Raw genomic sequence first — 17,260 nt, forward strand, 5'->3', positions numbered from 1 at the left:
AGGACGTCAATATGAAAAAGAAACTTCTTGTTTGGATGGTTTTGGGAGCATCTACACTGATGTCCTATTCGACCTATGCCCAAGAAGAAGAAAGTGCCGAGGTATATCTAGAAGAATATACCGATGAGTTTCAGGAAAATTTCTTCGAAGGGCTCAAACAAAAGGGCATCCAAAACTACGATCGGGCCATAGACCTGTTCCTCAAATGCAAACAATTGGAGCCGGCCAATAGCGTGGTGGACTATGAACTGGCCAAATCCTATTTGCTGGACAAGAAATACATCCAGGCCCAACAATATGCCATTGAGGCTCTCCTGTCCGAACCTACGGACTATTGGTATTTGGACAATCTACTCACCATTTTGGACAAGCAGGGCAGTCCATGGGCCTCCATCAAGCAACAGGTACCTTATCGGAACAACAAATTGAGGGAGAACATGGCGCTTTCCTTTTTCAAGATGAAAAAATATGAGGAGGCCCTTGCGGTGTTGAAGGAAGTCGATAATGGCCCGTTGACTTCTGAACTGACCCAGAAAATCAATGATTCCCTTCAAAAGAGCATTCCAAAACCGGCAACGACCATTGCGGAACGGCCCGTGGCGGACAAGAACGACGCCGTGACCATATTGCGCACCCAAATTGAGGAGCTGCTGTCACAGGGGGACTATAAGGGCATGCTCGCCGTTTCAAAAGAAGCTTTGGACAGCTATCCGCTGCAACCCTATTTTTATTTCGCCTACGGAACGGCCCTCAACAATACAGGGGACTCCAACAAGGCCATTGAGGTCTTGGAGAGTGGACTTGATTATCTTTTGGACGAAGGACCCTTGGAAAGTAACATTTTTAGGGAGCTTTCAAAAGCATACAACAAGATTGGCAACACACAAAAGGCCAACGAATATTTGAACAAGATCAATTCAGGATTATAATGCAACAGAAGAACATAGGCGTGAAAATGATGGGGGTGTTCCTTTTATTGCTCACACTTGGGGCATGTAGGAGTACCAAGACGGTCACCGGAGGGGAAGTGGATCCAAGTTTGTCGGTAAGGAACATCATCAACAACCACTATTTCAATCAGCCCAATTTTAAGACGCTGAGCGGTCGCATAAAAATCGATTACTCCAATGGGGATGAATCGCAAGGAGTGAACGTGACCCTGAGGATGGAGAAGGACAAGGTGATCTGGATCAGCGCGCCCCTTGGAGTGGTAAAGGCCCACATCACCCCCGAAAAAGTCTCTTTTTACAATAAATTACAGAACGAATATTTCGATGGCGATTTCAGCTATCTGAGCCAACTTTTGGGTACCGACCTGGATTTTGAAAAAGTACAGAACCTTTTGCTGGGCAATGCCGTTTTGGATCTGAGAAAGGACAAATACGACTCGGAAATCTATACGGGCGGTTACCAATTGAAGCCCAAAAAAGTCGGACAGCTTTTTAAGATCCTTTTCCAACTGGAGCCCAAAAACTTTAAAATTTCGACCCAGCAAATAGCACAACCCGATAAATCCAGACAGCTGCAAGCAAATTATACCTATCAGGATATTTCAGGCAATGCTTTACCGGAGGACATCAAGATATTGGCTGAGGATGAAGGGGAAGTGACTACTATTGATTTAAGTTTTCGTAACCTTGAGTTGAACAAACCCATGAATTTTCCATACAAAGTGCCCAATGGATTCGATAAAATTACATTGAAGTAATATGAAAGTTAAAACTTCATATTGTTTTTATTATCTGACACTTATGTTTTTTGTGTCGATGCCTTTATTTGCCCAGACCAGCGAGCAGAAGGCATTGGAGGCCAAACGGGAGCGGTTGCAACAAGAAATCAAGGAAATCAATAGGCTGCTCTTTGCCGAGCGCAAGGAAAAAGGTTCCATTTTGGATCAAATGGAGGCCTTGGACAATAAGATCAATGTCCGTCAAGAACTGATTAGGGTCACCAACCAGCAATCCAATTTGTTGAACCGGCAAATCAATGTAAACATCAGGAGCATCAGTAAGCTGAGGGAAGATCTGGATGCACTCAAAGGGGACTATGCAGAACTCATCCAGAAGACATACCAAAATAAATCCCAGAGTAACCGGGTGATGTTCCTTCTATCTGCGGAAAACTTCTACCAAGCCTTCAAACGGCTCCAATACATGCAGCAATATGCAAAGCATCGAAAAAAGCAAGGGGAGAACATTATCACCAAAACAGAAGAGTTGGCCAAGCTCAACCAAGACTTGGTAGTACAGCGTAAGGAAAAGGAACAGCTCTTGGCCGAAAACACAAGGGCGAAGAACGAACTTTCCAAAGAAGTGGAAACGCAGCGGAGCCTTTTAAGGAGCGTGAAACAAAATGAGGCAAAATATACCGCAGCCATAGCCGAAAAGCAAAAAGAGGCCCGCAGGATCGATCGAGAGATAGAACGATTGATCAAGAGTGCCATTGCAAGTTCCAACAAGAGTTCGGGCAAATCCACCACCAGCACCACTTTTGCCTTGACCCCAGAGGCCAAATTGGTGGCCGATAATTTCTCCTCCAACAAAGGAAGGCTCATCTGGCCAGTGGAAAAAGGCATCAAGAGCCAAGGATATGGGGTCTATGCGGACAAGCTCTACCCGGGCATCAAGCACCAGAACAACGGGGTGACCATAACCACGGACAAAGGGAGCAAGGCCAGGGCCATTTTTGAAGGGGAGGTGATCGCGATTATTTCAGTTCCCGGAGGAAGCAAAGGCGTGACCATCAAACACGGGAATTACATCAGCACCTACTATAACCTGTCCACCTTGTATGTGAAAAAAGGGGACAAAGTGGTCACCAAAGATCTCTTGGGAGACATAAATACCGACCGGTTTGACGGCACTACCAAATTGAAATTTTATCTATACAAAGATTCCAGTCGCCTCAACCCTGAGGATTGGATCTATCAATTATAAACCATGAAAAAGATTACCGATTTACAAGGCTCCTTTGAATTGCACAATGGGGTCCACATGCCCTATTTTGGACTGGGAGTGTACCAATCCAAAGATGGGAGCGAAGTCATCAATGCAGTGAGGGAGGCCTTGGACCACGGTTATAGACACATCGACACGGCCGCCATTTACCATAACGAAGAAGGTGTTGGCACGGGCATCAAGGAAAGCAATGTGGACCGCAAGGACGTTTTTCTGGTCAGTAAGGTCTGGAACACCGATCAGGGCTACGATTCCACGTTAAAGGCGTTCGATGCCAGCTTGAAACGCTTGGGGACCGATTACTTGGACCTTTATTTGATCCATTGGCCCAAAGGGGAGCTGTCCAAGGAAACCTGGAAGGCTTTGGAGCGCCTGTATAAAGAAAAACGCGTTCGGGCCATTGGCGTGAGCAATTTTTTGAAACACCAGTTGGAAGATTTGCTGACCTCGGTAGAGGTTGTGCCCATGGTCAACCAAATGGAGTTACATCCCTATTTGGTGCAGCAGGGCCTTATCGATTTTTGTAATGCGAAGGGCATCCAATACGAAGCATGGTCGCCATTGATGCAAGGAAATATCTTCGCCCTTGATATCATGAAAAAGATGGCTGCAAAATACAACAAGACCATAGCGCAGGTCGCATTGCGATGGGACCTTCAAAAAGGAGTGGTCACCATCCCAAAATCATCCAAAAAGGAACGGATCACCTCCAACGCCGATATTTTTGACTTTGAGCTGACCAATGAAGATATCCAAGCTTTGGATAAATTGGACCGGGGCAAACGTTTTGGTCCCAATCCCGATAATTTTGATTTTTAACCAGCACATAACAATTACTTAATCCAGAGCAATGCAGCCAAATTCATGGGAGTGTATCTTGTATGCATGAACAAGAATGGTTTTATTCTCCTATTTGCATTCATTGCGTGCTCATGTGAGTTGTCCTATGAAGATAACAGACGTCTGTCAATCATGGGTCAAGTCAAGGCTTTCGAAAATGAATCCTTACCAAATTTTCCTGTTGAGGCCTATGCCTCAGGAGAGTTTATAAAGTCAATTCTATTTCTACCGGGGTTAACCCCTACCCAAGAAGATGTTGATTTGATAGGTGCATCTAGTTCAACACCAGAAGGAAATTATGGGGTCACCACAATTTCTCCCGAAAATCAGGAATTTATTTATTTGATAATCAACGGAAAAGAAAACAGGGATTATGTCGATGACTGGCCAACATTGGCAGTGAAGGGAATAAATTCTTTGCCGTTGAATGGATCAAGGTACGAGATTCCCACAGTTGCGATTGGAAGGATAGAAGACGCTAGATTTGAGATCCACAGAACAACAAATACGCAGGATACTCTTGTATACCTTTTGCAGTATGACTCTTCAATCAAGGAAATCAATGTCGATCCAAGTTTTGTGGGAAATAAGAATTGGGAAATGGAAATTGGGGGCGAACTGATGCCTTTGGAAGTTGAAAATGTGGTATCACTAAAAATTCCAGAAGGAGATACCATTCGGTTTTATTATTCCTTGATCAATGATGGGATTCTTACGGAAGAGAACATCAAAATACCTTATAATTTGGAAACCAATGGGTACAGATTTGAGTTTTAAAAAGGGGATTCTATTGGTGTCGCTGTTCTTCAATTTGGTTTCCCTGAAAGCACAAATGGGGAAAAAAGAAATGGATGATAATGTATTGGTGGAATTCGGGATCAGTTATATGTTGCCAAAGGCATATGGGGACAATTTCCTTTCCCAGGGATATGATATCAGAAATGGCATAAATGTGGACGGCAGGATTTTAGTTGCACCTAAGTGGTTTGTTGGAGCTCAATGGAGCCAATTTAAAGGAGATGTTATTGATATGGAGAAAGTAGGGGCCATTGAGAAGAGTGGAATAACCCATATATATGCAGTAGCTACCTATACAATTCTAGGAAACGACAAACAAGTTTCAGTACGAACAGGTTTTGGGGCGGGATACGTACTATATAGGCACAAACAAAGCACTACAAAGTTTATGGATGATGGTTTTTCCGTTGCGGCAAACCTTGCCCTGTGTTATAGATTCAGCAATTCGCTGGGAGTATTTGTAAAACTGGAACACTATTGGGATTTTTTGAACATTGATACTGCGCCTGAACTGGAAACATTTTTCAGGAATGCCCAAATTTTTGCCCCTTCCATCGGGATCAAAGTATATACTTTTTAATCTTTCAAGAACAACGCCTTCAGTTCCGTGGCATCTGCGGGTTTCAGTTTGCCTGCCAACACCAAACTCAACTGTTTCCTTCTCAAGGCAGCGGCATAACGCTCTTTCTCCAAGTCGGTCTCTGGCTCCAAAGGAGGAACTTCCGTAGGTTTTCCGGTATCATCTACTGCCACAAAGGTATAAATGGCCTCATTGGCCTTGGTGCGTTCGCCGGTGAAGCGGTCCTCGATCCACACATCGATAAAGATTTCCATGGAAGTACTGAATGCCCTGGAAACCGCAGCCTCCACGGTCACTACACTGCCTAAGGGCACGGCCCTATTGAAGGCCACATGGTTCACCGAAGCGGTCACAGTGATCCTACGGCTATGTCGGCGAGCGGCAATACTGGCCGCCCTGTCCATACGGGCTAAGAGTTCCCCGCCAAAAAGATTGTTCAAGGGGTTGGTTTCACTGGGCAATACCAAATCGGTCATCACAGTGCGTGATTCACTTGGGGTTTTAACGCGCATACCTGTATATTTTGCGCAAAGATATTGAAGTGTGGAAAGGTTTTAAAGAAAGGAGGGTTATTTCTCCGAAAGCAACCAGGCATCCTTTGATTCCGTGGATTTTACCTGCTTTAAAAAATCAAGGGCCTGCTTGGGGTCCTCAAAGCTATCGTAGGCCACTTGGTGGAGCCCATATCGATTTTCGCCCAAATAGAAAGCGTTGTATCCCTTTTCCTTGAGCTCTTCCACTCTTTTTTCGGCATTTGCGGCCTCGCGGAAGGCACCAGCGATCACGTGGTGTTTGCCCAATTGCCTTTTGGTGACCTCAATGTTGATGGCAGGAAGTTCCAACGGGGCACTTTCAAAGAAAGTGGCCTCTTGGATCAGACGGGAAACCTCTTGCTGGGCATCCTGTTGTGCGGCAACCTCCTTTTGTTGGAAATCACCATAGGTGCGGTAGGAAGTGACTCCCAAAGAAACGGCCAACAATAGAATGGCGGCATATTTCAACCAAGGACGGAAGGGCGATGCTTCGCGTTTTTCCGGAGTGATGATGAACGGGATGCGCTCTTCGAGCTCCTCCACCTCTACCTTGAGCACTTCCCGCTGTATGGGCGTTGCCACAAATGTGGACAGGCCAAAGGATGAAGTCAGGAAATTGGTGGTGTTCTCCGGTTGGAACTGGATTCTACGCTCCTTGTTGTGCCAAAGTTTTCCAATGCCAAAAACCTCAATACTTTCTCCTTGTTCCAGTTTTGAGTTCCAGTTTTTGGCCACTTCTTCCACTTCTCCCAACATTTCCTCGTAACCCAGTTTTTTTTCCTTGGCAATGTAAGAGACCAATAGACCATCATTTTTGGAAAGTTGGGCATTAAAGGAAAGCGTTTTGGAAGGAGGGATCAAAGTGCTTGTGGAAGCATCGATCTTTGCGGAAGTGCTGTGCGTCAAAAAGGCCCCAAATCCAGGAACCACGACACAATTGTACTCGAACAATAATTTTTCTATGTAGGCATCAATCCGCATGGGGACAAATATTGTAAAAAAAGAAAGAGTACAAAACAGGCTGCCCCACTTTTTTTCAACATTTGAAAAACCGTATTTTGTGAACAACTTTGACGCCCAAATCAAATGACTGAACCTGAAATTATTGCGGCCCTACGGCTGCAGGCCATTCCCAATATCGGAGATGTGACGGCCAAAAAACTTATTGCACACTGCGGAAGTCCAACCGCAGTTTTTGAGGACAAACTGCACCACCTTCTAAAGATCGATGGTATTGGAAAGTTGACCCTCAAGGCCCTTCACGATTCCGAACACCTCAAAGAGGCCGAATCTGAATACAATTTTCTTTCCCAAGAACGTATCAAGGTGTCCTATTTTATGGAAGAGGATTATCCTGCCTACCTGAAACATTGTGTGGATGGCCCTATCCTGCTTTTTCAACGGGGGAACATGGATTTGGGGAAACAACGATTGATCAGCGTGGTGGGCACCAGGAATGTCACCAATTATGGAACCTCCTTTTGCGAAGCCTTTATTGAGGAGATTGCGCCGCTGGACCCCATAATCGTCAGTGGATTTGCCTATGGAGTGGACATTACGGTGCAGCGGGCAGCCATGGAAAAGGGATTGCAGACCATTGCCTGCCTTGCCCACGGCCTGAACCAGATCTATCCGAAGGCCCATAAGAAATACCAAAGGAGGATGGAGGAAAACGGGGGTTTTATGACCGAGTACTGGAGTACGAGCAATCCTGACCGGGAGAATTTTTTACGACGGAACCGTATCATTGCCGGAATGAGCGAGGCCACGATCGTGGTGGAATCCGCGGAAAAAGGGGGCAGTCTGGTCACGGCCGATCTGGCGAACGGTTACAACAGGGAGGTGTTTGCCCTCCCCGGAAGAAGCACGGACAAGCTGAGCAAGGGCTGCAACGACCTCATCAAGGGCCAAAAGGCCCACATGCTCACCTCCGCGGCCGATCTGATCTACCTTTTGGGGTGGGATATGGAGACTAAAAAGGGGGAAACCAGCGTGCAGAAACAGCTGTTCATCGAGCTGGATGCAACAGAACAGTCTATCTACTCCTATCTGCAGTTGAACGGAAAACAGGTACTGGACACCGTGGCTTTGGAGTGCAATCTGCCCATTTTCAAAACTTCGTCCACGCTTTTGGGCATGGAAATGAAGGGTGTGATCCGGCCATTGCCCGGGAAACTGTTCGAGGCGATCTAAAGAGGCTATTTCCATTTCTTGACAGCGAAATATGCTCGATTTTCAATAGAAGGATGAGATGCGGAAAAAAGACCTAAAACCTTGCCCTTTGGTCGTTCAAATCGGGACATTCATCCTGTTTTGCATGAAATATTTTTGGAACATACGGGCTTCCTGTTGCCATTCATCGAAGAGGGATACCACAGAACAGTCAATCTATTTTGGGCTGCAGTTGAACGGAAAAGAACCACAGCTTATCTTGGTTTTCGTGAATTGCGCGACCATTTTCAATAGCTGACCTATTTTTTTGCGCATGGAAATAATAGGGAAAATCCGACCAATGCCCCAAAATGACCTGAAAAGATTCAACATTTGGTGAAATGTTATGCTGAGCTTAGCGAAGCATTACAACAAAAGAAGGATTGAATGGGATAACATAAATTCAACTGATCGATGGAATGGGGTTGCGCTTGAACTTGGTTCCTGAACTTAAAACTTTTAGTACCCCAACTTCTCCCGTACCCTTGCCAAAACAGTATTCGCCACTTTTCGGGCCTTTTCGGCACCAATGGCCAGGGCTTCGTCCACTTCCTCGGTGTGGTTCATGTAGTACTCAAATTTTTCGCGGGGCTCTTCAAACTTTTGCAAGATAAGTTCGTACAGGGCCTGCTTGGCATGACCATAACCGTAATTTCCGGCCAAATAATTGGCACTCATCTCTTCCACTTGTTCTGGAGAGGCCAAGAGTTTGTAGAGGGCAAACACATTGTCTTTGCTAGGGTCCTTCGGTTCTTCCATGGGCGTGCTATCGGTCACAATGCCCATAATCTGCTTACGGAGCTGTTTGTCCGGCTGGAACAGGTTGATGAGGTTGCCACGGCTCTTGCTCATTTTTTCGCCATCGGTTCCAGGGACATACATGGTCTGCTCATGCACCCTGGCCTCGGGCATTACAAAGGTCTCACCCATCTGGGTATGGAAGCGTGAAGCCACATCGCGGGTCATTTCCAAGTGTTGGAGCTGGTCCTTGCCCACGGGAACAATATCGGCATCGTAGAGCAATATATCGGCGGCCATCAGCATAGGGTAGGTGAACAGCCCGGCGTTCACATCTTCCAAACGATCGGCCTTGTCCTTGAAGGAATGGGCCAGTGTCAACCTCTGATAGGGAAAAAAGCAGCTCAGGTACCAAGCCAGCTCGGCAGTTTGTGGTATGTCACTCTGCCTATAAAAAACGGTCTTTTCAATATCTAGTCCAAAGGCCAACCAAGCGGCGGCAATGGCATAGGTGTTGCTTCGCAATAGTGCTCCATCTTTTATCTGGGTGAGCGAGTGCATATCGGCAATGAAGAGAAAGGAGTCGTTTTTAGGGTCCTTTGCCATTTCGATGGCGGGTGCTATTGCCCCCAAAATATTTCCCAAGTGGGGCGTGCCTGTGCTTTGTATTCCTGTGAGGATTCGGGCCATAAAAGTATAAAGAGGACAAAGTTAACAGAATATTGAACTTAATCAACCCAGGAAGTCGCTAAGGTTTATAAACAAAGTTCGATTATTACGGTTGTTCCGCTGGGCTCCCCGTTATGGTCCGTCTTGTCAATGATTTGGTAGCCCTTTGCCTTTCCACCCAAGGCATTTAAGCGTAGGGAAGTAACTTCCATTCCCCTGGATTTTTTTTCACGAAATGAACTCTTGTCCAGATTCTCTGAAGCCTTTCTTCCAATCCCATTATCGTCCACAAGACATAAAAGGACATTGTTCTTCTTTTTAAAACTAATGGTCAATTTTCTTTCCCCATCAATTTTGGGCAACAACCCATGGATCAGAGAATTCTCGACAAAGGGCTGCAGAGTCATGTAGGGAATTTCAATAGAACTGGTATCAAGGCCTTCGTCTACATGGATTTCGTAGGAGAAACTGTTGTCAAAACGGAGAGACTCCAACTCCAAATAATCTTTCAGCATTGCTATTTCTGCATCAATGGTGGCGTTGGGTTGTATGGAGCTTTCCAAGATGTTTCGGGCCAAATGACTGAACCTGGACAGGTACTTCAAAGATGATTTGATATCATTTTTAATGATCAGGTTTTGTATGGAATTAAGGGCGTTGAAAATAAAATGGGGATTTATCTGCGCCCTAAGTGCCTTGTTCTTTTCATCTAGTGCTTTCTGTTGGAGCAGGGTGTTCTCCCTAAATTCCAGATGTACCTTATAATTGAGGCCAATGGTGAAGATGATGATTTCAAACGAACATCCAATTAACAAGTAATACCTACTATTGAGTAGCAACCCATCTTCAGGGTCAGCAAAATAGATGTGCAATACATAGGAGACTATAAAACTGAACGATGCGGCAATCACGAAATAGGCCAGAACATTTTTTGCATGGAACCCTAAATAGATCAGTCCTAAAATGGAAAGCCCCAAGATCATGTGAGTAAAACTTGAGATCATATAGTTCAGGCCGGCCATGTAATCCATAAAATAAAAGACAATGATCACCACTATGGGCAAAAAAATAGACCCCATTATCACATACATCAAAGAGTGAATCTTGGGATAGTCCTTTTTAGTACGGAGGTAGTAGATGAAAAACATACCGTAGGCAAAATTGGCCAGCAATAGGGATCCTTGGGAAAACCAGTGGTGCAACAAGCGGTTCCCACTAAAGATATGATCATACAAACTTAGGATGTCGCCAGAAACATATAAAAAAAGAAGTATAATGTAAATGGAGTAGAACAGGAACTCGAGCTTCCTTAGATAAAAGTAAAAACTTATGGTGGATAGCCAGATGATCAGGCATCCCCCAGCAAAGGCATAAAAGGGCCACAAGCTCTTCAGATCGTCAAGATCTAATTTCTTTACAGATGATGATGCCAGAAGGGTAAAGCTCCAATTTTGGAGTTTTTCAGAGAAAGTTATCCGTTTGGCCCTAATGTATAAGTATCTTTGGTCAATTAAACTATTTTGGTCGATAGGGGCTTCTGAATAGTAATTTGTAAGTGGTATTTCTGTTCCTTGAGTCTTATCATCAAAAAGGCCAATGGGTCGTTTCGAAACATGGTCCTTGTCCCAGAAATAAAGTTCTCCAAAGTCAAAGGAATTGAACTTTAGATAGAATACGGAATCCTTGTACAGAGGCGGAATTTTGTCCCTGAAATCCAACTGTAGCCAATAGGTTGATTTATGGTTGGCTTCTTCCGAGGATTTGGGGTACTTAAATGCCCTTCCTTTAAAAATTTGATCGAATGTCGTGGAATCGTTTTCGCTTTTGAACACCTTAAAAGGGATATGCGGTCCATTTTGGGCCATACCCTTAACCATTAGGAAAAGACCAATAATGAGCAATGATCTTCTTAAGACGTTGTTTTTCACGATAAACAGAAAGTGGTATTGTCAACACAATTTCCCAAATATTTTCGAGATACACATCAACTCAACGAAAAAGGTTTGGATATTGTGATTGCCCAGGAATTTAAAGTCCGAAAAACTTTACATTAGCGCATGCTTGATACAATCAAACATATGGGGCAGTTCCTTTATCGGGTATGGTTTTATCTGCTGGTGGCGGTTCCCATTTTCCTCTTCTTCCCCTTTTTGCTGATGGCGACCCTTTCGGAACGGACCTATCCGCAATTCTTTTGGTTGGCACGTAACCTTTGGGCCAGGCCCATTCTGTTCGGGATGGGATGTTTTCCCAAGATAACCAGGGAGCAGCAGATGGAAAGGGACAAAAGTTATATGTTGGTAGCCAACCATGCCAGCATGTTGGACATTATGCTGATGTTGCTCGTGAGCAGAAATCCCTTTGTGTTTGTGGGCAAGAAAGAACTGGTAAAAATCCCCATTTTCGGATTTTTCTATAAAAGGGTCTGTATTATGGTGGACAGGGAAGATATACGGAGCCGGACCGGGGTGTACCGTCGCGCGCAACGAAGGCTGGACCAAGGGCTGAGCATCTGCATATTTCCGGAAGGCGGAGTACCGGAGGAAGATGTTGTTCTGGATGAGTTCAAGGACGGGGCCTTCAAAATGGCCATAGCCCATAAGATTCCTGTAGTCCCCATGACATTCCACGACAATAAAAAACGGTTTCCCTTCACCCTGAACCATGGTGGGCCTGGGCAGATACGGGCAAGGGTACACCACTTTTTTGAAACCGGTATCCTGAGTGTGGAGGACACCTCTACACTAAGGGAAGAGGTGAGGGAGCTTATTTTGAACGAACTTGTCGGGTAAAGAAAAGTTATAAAAGTCGGGGAAGCTCTATGGTGATCAATCGTTTATGCTCCGAAAGGGTGTTAATGGAGTTCGTGATGTTATAGCCCTTCACCGTGTTCAACAGTTTGATCTGATCCTGCCATTGCAAAATACCTTCCCTATATCCCGATAGATTGTTGGCGGATTCCATGCTCTGTGAGTTGTGGACCACTTCCAATATGACCGATGCAGAGAACACCTTTAGCACTATCTCAAAATGCTGCCCCTTTTGTTGATGGGACATGACACTCTCAATAATGTTCTCAAAAAGGGTCTGGACCACAAGGGAGGGAATGGTGGCCTCCTCGGTTTTCTTCAGGTTTTCTTGGACATAGATGTCATAATCGAACAGGCCATCATAGCGGAGCTTTTGGAGGGTCAGATAAGCGTTCAACATCTCTATTTCGTCCTTCAAACTGACACTATCCTGCCCCAATTGCCCCAAATAGAACCGGATGAGCTTGCCGAACATGGACAGGTATTCCATGGCCAGTTTCTTTTTCTCGGAAGTGACAAAATATTGGATGGAATTCAGCGCATTGAACACAAAATGGGGATTGAGTTGGGAACTCAGCGTCCTGAACTTGAGCTCCACCATCTCTTCCTTAATCTGGATGAGTCGTTCCCGTTCTTCCGTGAGGGCCTTGCAGTCCCTGGCACTTTTGATTTTTATGGCGGATATGGAGGCGATCGCCGAAAGCATCTTAAGATGCCTGTCCGTAAAAAATCCCGGTTCGGGATGTTCACAATCGATGACGCCATACAGCACACCGTCACAGATGATAGGGACACAGATTTCCGAAAGCCGTGTTGTGCCATCCGTGATATATCTAGGGTCTTTTGAGGTGTCGTCCACAATCTCGGCCGTGGCGGTCTGGGCCACATGCCCGGAGATGCCCTGTCCTATCGGAATTTTTATGGGGACGCTTGCAATGTTTTGGGTTTTCTTGGGGCCATGTGTGGCCTTTGGCACCAAAATATCGTTGTTGTCCACAAGGTAGATCACACAATCTTCAAACCCCAATTTGGAGATACAGTTCTTGGCCATATCCCAAAGAATATTCTCTTCGCCTTCTTTTCCCAGAAGCGATTTTGAAAAATAAATGAGAACATCTTCAAACCGATCGTGTTCCACAATATGGAGGTTAGTATTTGGTAGTCAAAGTACTAAAAATTTGCGAACGGAGATAGTGGAAAAAAAAGTGCCCCGCAAAACAACGGGGCACTGAGTGATTGCTTAAAGGAGCAATCTTCCTAACCAACCTTTTGTTTCCTAAAACTTGAAACTGACGCCACTGTACACCCCGATGGAAAAGGGCTGGAACACGCCAGCAGTATTGGAAAAGGTGTTCAATTGGTATTTGAACACGGGTTCTATGTTGAATTGCACCTTTGGGGAAAAGTCATAATTGAGACCCATGCCCAGATTGGCACTGAAATTCACGGAATTTGCATTGTTCGCTTCGCCCACTTCGGTGACCAGATCCTGAGACTCCAACAATACGGAGTTGTCCACGAGGAAAAGGGAACTGACCCCTCCGATGAGGTCCACCCCAAATTTTTTGTCCACTAGGGCATAGTTGATTTCTACTGGGACTTCAATATACCCCAGTTGCTGTACCATTTTTCCGTCTAGGGCCGCCGTTGCGTTCAGCACCTCTTTGCCATCCGAAGCAATAGGGCTGCTATAGGATTTGTTAGCACTTTGGACCACAAGGCTCTCCGAAGTTTGGCGGTAATCAATGTTGGCGAACATCTCGTTCGAAGAAGACCGCAATGTTGAGGAAAACACAACATCATTGGTATCATAACCATAGTTCACTTTGTGTACCCCTGACCGGATCTTTACCTTTTTCCCCACTTCGTAGGCCACGGTAAGGCCGTAGCTCAGGTTGAAGTTGCCCGACTTGGAGTTGGACGAGAAATCGGAATGAATCGGTGATCCATTGCCCGACGCGCCAAAATAGACCGGGGCCACAGATGGGCCAACGGACCATTTTCCGGAATTGTCCTGTGCGGCGATGAGCTCTTCTTCCGCTTCCTGCTCTTTGATGGCATCAAAAATGGATTTTTTCCCGGATTCTTCCTTTGGCTGCTCTTGCTCCTCGTTCATGGCAATGGCCTGCTCTTCTTTTTTGGCCTGAATATCGGAACCTGTCTGTTTTTCCAAGGATTGGTTTTTGGCATTGTTGAGCGCGATGGCGTCCTTGTCATTGGATGTCTTGTCCGGCAGCACGTCTTGTTTGGAAACCTTGTCCTGATCGTTGCTGTTTCTTTTTTGGACGTTGTCCGCGACCGCCATGGTCTCCTTTTCGGTTGGGTTTTGGATGTTGGGAGTAGTTATCCGTTCATTGGGAGCTGTTTTTTTGTTGGTTTGGGCCACTTGACCTTCGGAACTGGTACGGAAGTCACCATTGCCTGAATTTTGACGATCTTGGACCTTGGAGGCGTCATTTTCCTCAGGAGAGTTCGCCAGACCTTCCGTTGCGGCAGTATTGCCCGGATCATTAAAATCTGTGGTGCCGGCTTTTTTGTCGGTCGAAACGGGATCCGTTCCTTTTTCCGTATCGGTAATGGTCTGCTCCACATCTTGTTTCACTTCGGTTCCGAAAGGGTCTATCACATATAATAGTATGACCAAAGCTGCGGCAACTCCCCCAAGCTGCCACCATATCGGGACCACTCTTTTCTTTTGCTTCTTGTCCAGGGATGCCTCTATGGACCTCCACACCTTTTCGTCCGGGGTCTCTTGATAATCCCGAAAGGTGTCCCTAAACAATTGCTCTACATTCTTTTTCCCCATTGTTAAGTTCTTTAAGCAATGTTTATTTTCTCTTTTTCTATTTTCTCCCTCAAAATGGTCTTGGCCCTCGCCAAGTTGGACTTTGAGGTTCCAGTGGATGTCCCCAACATCTCACTGATTTCCTTATGACTGTACCCGTCCAAAACATAAAGGTTGAACGTCAGTCTATATTTGTGCGGCAATTCCTGTATGTATCCCAAAAGGGTGGACAGGCTAATGTCCGCTTGATCGGTTTCCACCTCGGCCTCGTCCTCTATTTCTTCGGAAACAACGTTGAGATGGTTTTCCTTTCTGTATTTCTGCAGTACGGTGTTCACCGTTATCCGCTTGATCCAACCTTCAAAAGAACCTTGAAAGCTGTATTGGTCTATCTTGCTGAAAATGGTCATGAAACTATCGTGCAGATTGTCCTCGGCCTCGATTTTGTTCCGCGAGTACTTCAGGCACATACCGAAAAGTACACCCGAATATCTCTGGTATAGTTCGGACTGTGCCTGGCGTTTCCCTTTTTTACAATTATGTATCAGCTCTTCAAGATCCAAATGTTGGTCAATTTTGGATTGTTGCTACTCAGTTTTCGGGTTCCGGATCTACCGGGACCGTGTATTCCAAATAAATGGGTTCTTCGTTTTCGTCTTCACCGGCATAGAACCTGAAATGATATTCGCCGGTATATATCACATGGAACTGTAAGGTGGCCACAACCTCCGTTACTTCTTGGGTACAGGCCTCGTCCTCATCCACAAGAACGGAACCGATCACCACCACATCACGGTCCGTTTGGTCGGTCCTTGTCACATCAAATCCTTCAAAGAAGGTACAATTATTGGGCCTTTGGTAAGTAACCTCAATATCGTAGGTCTCCCCGAACTCAAAAAACTCGGGAACATCTGCCTCCACGGTATTTAGGGCGGCAAAATAAAAATTGGGGGAATCATCGTTCAGGTCGCAGGAACTGAACCATGAGCATGCCACTAAAACTAAAATGGGCACAAGCACTTTTTTCATACAAATCCTTTTTTTATTCCCTAGATGTACGATATACACAAGGGTTGCGTAGGATTTTCACAACCAAAAGTTAATTTGCCCGGATAAAGTGAGCAGGCTTATTTACTGACGGCAGCAATGGCCTCTTTTATTTTGCCTTCAAGCTCTTCTGAAAGTTCAGGATTGTCGATGAGGAGTGCTTTTACGGCATCGCGACCCTGTCCAAGCTTGGTGTCGCCATAGCTGAACCAGGAACCACTTTTCTTGATGATCTCATAGGCCACGCCCAAATCCAGGATCTCACCAATTTTGGAGATACCTTCCCCATACATGATGTCAAACTCGGCGGTCTTGAAAGGAGGGGCCACCTTGTTCTTCACCACTTTTACACGGGTCTTGTTCCCCTGTACTTCGCCGTCGGTGTCCTTTATCTGTGTGGAGCGCCGAATGTCCAAACGGACAGATGCATAGAACTTAAGGGCGTTTCCTCCCGTAGTGGTCTCGGGGTTTCCGAACATCACCCCTATTTTTTCCCGCAACTGGTTGATGAAGATCACGGTACACTTGGTCTTGCTGATGGTCGAGGTCAATTTTCGGAGTGCCTGTGACATCAAGCGGGCATGAAGACCCATTTTAGAGTCGCCCATTTCGCCCTCGATCTCACTTTTTGGAGTAAGTGCGGCAACGGAATCCACAATCACGATGTCGATGGCACCGGATCTGATGAGGTTTTCGGCAATCTCAAGAGCCTGTTCCCCATGGTCGGGCTGCGATATGATGAGGTTGTCAATGTCGACACCCAGTTTCTTGGCATAAAAACGGTCAAAGGCATGTTCCGCATCGATAAAGGCTGCGATACCCCCTGCCTTTTGCGCTTCGGCAATGGCATGAAGGGTAAGGGTCGTCTTACCGGAAGATTCCGGACCATAGATCTCGATGACCCGGCCCTTTGGGTAGCCGCCCACCCCAAGGGCAATGTCCAATCCCAACGATCCGGAAGAAATGACCTCCACATCTTCTACCACACTATCGCCCATTTTCATCACGGCACCTTTGCCATAGGTCTTGTCCAGTTTGTCCAAGGTCAGTTTAAGCGCTTTCAGTTTTGCTTCTTTCTCGTTGCTCATGGTTTTTAAATAATTAGGAAGGCTAAAATACCATTTCTTTCTTCATACGACAAAAGCCACGCAACCTTTTTGATTTTATCGAATCTAAGGAGTACTGACTCATAACAATAGGGCCTTGCGGGGCCCGAAATGCCAAGGAGGGAGAAAAATTACGCTTTGAAAAAGAAAGGAATACGTTTAAAAAAAGGACCCATTTATGGGTCC

Annotated in this window: 17 protein-coding genes; 8 read left to right on the forward strand and 9 right to left on the reverse strand. The window is 45.7% G+C overall.

Translation table 11 applies throughout. From position 1 onward, the window contains the following. The first annotated feature begins 11 nt into the window (after window positions 1–11). From DB398_RS14555 to DB398_RS14580, 6 genes are all read left to right on the forward strand, one after another. The gene (locus tag DB398_RS14555; RefSeq protein ID WP_108425176.1) at window positions 12–929 is read left to right on the forward strand and encodes a tetratricopeptide repeat protein; all 918 of its coding nucleotides are present in this window, start codon (window positions 12–14) and stop codon (window positions 927–929) included. Next, window positions 926–1,708: a lipoprotein insertase outer membrane protein LolB1 gene (gene lolB1 / locus DB398_RS14560; RefSeq protein WP_470295054.1), complete on the forward strand. Its 783-nt coding sequence runs from the start codon at window positions 926–928 to the stop codon at window positions 1,706–1,708. Before DB398_RS14555 ends, lolB1 begins: the two co-directional genes overlap by 4 nt. Before the next feature lie 43 nt (window positions 1,709–1,751). Next, window positions 1,752–2,936, forward strand: a complete 1,185-nt coding sequence (locus tag DB398_RS14565; RefSeq protein WP_234416310.1) for a murein hydrolase activator EnvC family protein — start codon at window positions 1,752–1,754, stop codon at window positions 2,934–2,936. A gap of 3 nt (window positions 2,937–2,939) precedes the next feature. Then, window positions 2,940–3,776, forward strand: coding sequence for an aldo/keto reductase (locus DB398_RS14570; RefSeq protein WP_108425179.1), 837 nt, complete (start codon window positions 2,940–2,942; stop codon window positions 3,774–3,776). A 153-nt stretch (window positions 3,777–3,929) separates the two neighbouring features. Then, entirely contained in the window at window positions 3,930–4,574 is a 645-nt protein-coding gene (locus DB398_RS14575; RefSeq protein WP_159076454.1) for a hypothetical protein, read from the forward strand. Next, window positions 4,552–5,175, forward strand: coding sequence for a hypothetical protein (locus DB398_RS14580; RefSeq protein ID WP_108425181.1), 624 nt, complete (start codon window positions 4,552–4,554; stop codon window positions 5,173–5,175). The genes DB398_RS14575 and DB398_RS14580 overlap by 23 nt, the downstream gene beginning before the upstream one ends. Here DB398_RS14580 and DB398_RS14585 read toward each other — a convergent pair. Together DB398_RS14585 and DB398_RS14590 are read right to left on the reverse strand one after the other, a co-directional pair. Continuing rightward, complete coding sequence (locus DB398_RS14585) at window positions 5,172–5,687, reverse strand: acyl-CoA thioesterase (RefSeq protein WP_108425182.1); 516 nt, start codon at window positions 5,685–5,687, stop codon at window positions 5,172–5,174. The genes DB398_RS14580 and DB398_RS14585 overlap by 4 nt on opposite strands. Window positions 5,688–5,744: 57 nt before the next feature. Then, window positions 5,745–6,689: an HU domain-containing protein gene (locus DB398_RS14590; protein ID WP_108425183.1), complete on the reverse strand. Its 945-nt coding sequence runs from the start codon at window positions 6,687–6,689 to the stop codon at window positions 5,745–5,747. 105 nt (window positions 6,690–6,794) lie between these two features. On the opposite strand from DB398_RS14590, the gene dprA reads away from it, so the two are divergent. Further along, a complete protein-coding gene (dprA, locus tag DB398_RS14595; protein WP_108425184.1) occupies window positions 6,795–7,901 on the forward strand; it encodes a DNA-processing protein DprA in 1,107 nt (368 codons plus the stop codon). 477 nt (window positions 7,902–8,378) lie between these two features. Here the strand turns inward: dprA and trpS are convergent, their stop codons facing one another. After that, window positions 8,379–9,347, reverse strand: a complete 969-nt coding sequence (gene trpS, locus DB398_RS14600; RefSeq protein WP_108425185.1) for a tryptophan--tRNA ligase — start codon at window positions 9,345–9,347, stop codon at window positions 8,379–8,381. 65 nt (window positions 9,348–9,412) lie between these two features. Further along, entirely contained in the window at window positions 9,413–11,191 is a 1,779-nt protein-coding gene (locus DB398_RS14605; RefSeq protein ID WP_159076455.1) for a sensor histidine kinase, read from the reverse strand. Window positions 11,192–11,383: 192 nt separating this feature from the next. Here DB398_RS14605 and DB398_RS14610 point away from each other — a divergent pair, with 192 nt between their 5' ends. Further along, window positions 11,384–12,118, forward strand: a complete 735-nt coding sequence (locus DB398_RS14610; RefSeq protein ID WP_108425187.1) for a lysophospholipid acyltransferase family protein — start codon at window positions 11,384–11,386, stop codon at window positions 12,116–12,118. A 7-nt stretch (window positions 12,119–12,125) separates the two neighbouring features. Here the strand turns inward: DB398_RS14610 and DB398_RS14615 are convergent, their stop codons facing one another. The 5 genes from DB398_RS14615 to recA form a co-directional block, all read right to left on the reverse strand. After that, entirely contained in the window at window positions 12,126–13,274 is a 1,149-nt protein-coding gene (locus DB398_RS14615) for a histidine kinase (protein WP_234416324.1), read from the reverse strand. A 138-nt stretch (window positions 13,275–13,412) separates the two neighbouring features. Further along, window positions 13,413–14,942: an outer membrane beta-barrel protein gene (locus DB398_RS14620; RefSeq protein WP_108425188.1), complete on the reverse strand. Its 1,530-nt coding sequence runs from the start codon at window positions 14,940–14,942 to the stop codon at window positions 13,413–13,415. A gap of 11 nt (window positions 14,943–14,953) precedes the next feature. Then, a complete protein-coding gene (locus tag DB398_RS14625) occupies window positions 14,954–15,484 on the reverse strand; it encodes an RNA polymerase sigma factor (RefSeq protein WP_108425189.1) in 531 nt (176 codons plus the stop codon). A gap of 28 nt (window positions 15,485–15,512) precedes the next feature. Next, entirely contained in the window at window positions 15,513–15,950 is a 438-nt protein-coding gene (locus DB398_RS14630; RefSeq protein WP_108425190.1) for a hypothetical protein, read from the reverse strand. Window positions 15,951–16,048: 98 nt separating this feature from the next. After that, a complete protein-coding gene (recA, locus tag DB398_RS14635; RefSeq protein ID WP_108425191.1) occupies window positions 16,049–17,056 on the reverse strand; it encodes a recombinase RecA in 1,008 nt (335 codons plus the stop codon). Between the last annotated feature and the right edge of the window lie 204 nt (window positions 17,057–17,260).

Source organism: Flagellimonas amoyensis (assembly GCF_003058265.1).
Classification (GTDB): Bacteria; Bacteroidota; Bacteroidia; order Flavobacteriales; family Flavobacteriaceae; genus Flagellimonas; species Flagellimonas amoyensis.

Coding starts and splice junctions, on each gene's coding strand:
- DB398_RS14630 (WP_108425190.1), bottom strand. CDS start 15,950: ATGAAAAAAGTGCTTGTGCCCATTTTAGTTTTAGTGGCATGCTCATGG.
- dprA (WP_108425184.1), top strand. CDS start 6,795: ATGACTGAACCTGAAATTATTGCGGCCCTACGGCTGCAGGCCATTCCC.
- DB398_RS14590 (WP_108425183.1), bottom strand. CDS start 6,689: ATGCGGATTGATGCCTACATAGAAAAATTATTGTTCGAGTACAATTGT.
- DB398_RS14575 (WP_159076454.1), top strand. CDS start 3,930: ATGGGTCAAGTCAAGGCTTTCGAAAATGAATCCTTACCAAATTTTCCT.
- DB398_RS14605 (WP_159076455.1), bottom strand. CDS start 11,191: ATGGCCCAAAATGGACCGCATATCCCTTTTAAGGTGTTCAAAAGCGAA.
- DB398_RS14570 (WP_108425179.1), top strand. CDS start 2,940: ATGAAAAAGATTACCGATTTACAAGGCTCCTTTGAATTGCACAATGGG.
- trpS (WP_108425185.1), bottom strand. CDS start 9,347: ATGGCCCGAATCCTCACAGGAATACAAAGCACAGGCACGCCCCACTTG.
- DB398_RS14565 (WP_234416310.1), top strand. CDS start 1,752: ATGTTTTTTGTGTCGATGCCTTTATTTGCCCAGACCAGCGAGCAGAAG.
- DB398_RS14620 (WP_108425188.1), bottom strand. CDS start 14,942: ATGGGGAAAAAGAATGTAGAGCAATTGTTTAGGGACACCTTTCGGGAT.
- DB398_RS14580 (WP_108425181.1), top strand. CDS start 4,552: ATGGGTACAGATTTGAGTTTTAAAAAGGGGATTCTATTGGTGTCGCTG.
- DB398_RS14555 (WP_108425176.1), top strand. CDS start 12: ATGAAAAAGAAACTTCTTGTTTGGATGGTTTTGGGAGCATCTACACTG.
- DB398_RS14610 (WP_108425187.1), top strand. CDS start 11,384: ATGCTTGATACAATCAAACATATGGGGCAGTTCCTTTATCGGGTATGG.
- DB398_RS14585 (WP_108425182.1), bottom strand. CDS start 5,687: ATGCGCGTTAAAACCCCAAGTGAATCACGCACTGTGATGACCGATTTG.
- recA (WP_108425191.1), bottom strand. CDS start 17,056: ATGAGCAACGAGAAAGAAGCAAAACTGAAAGCGCTTAAACTGACCTTG.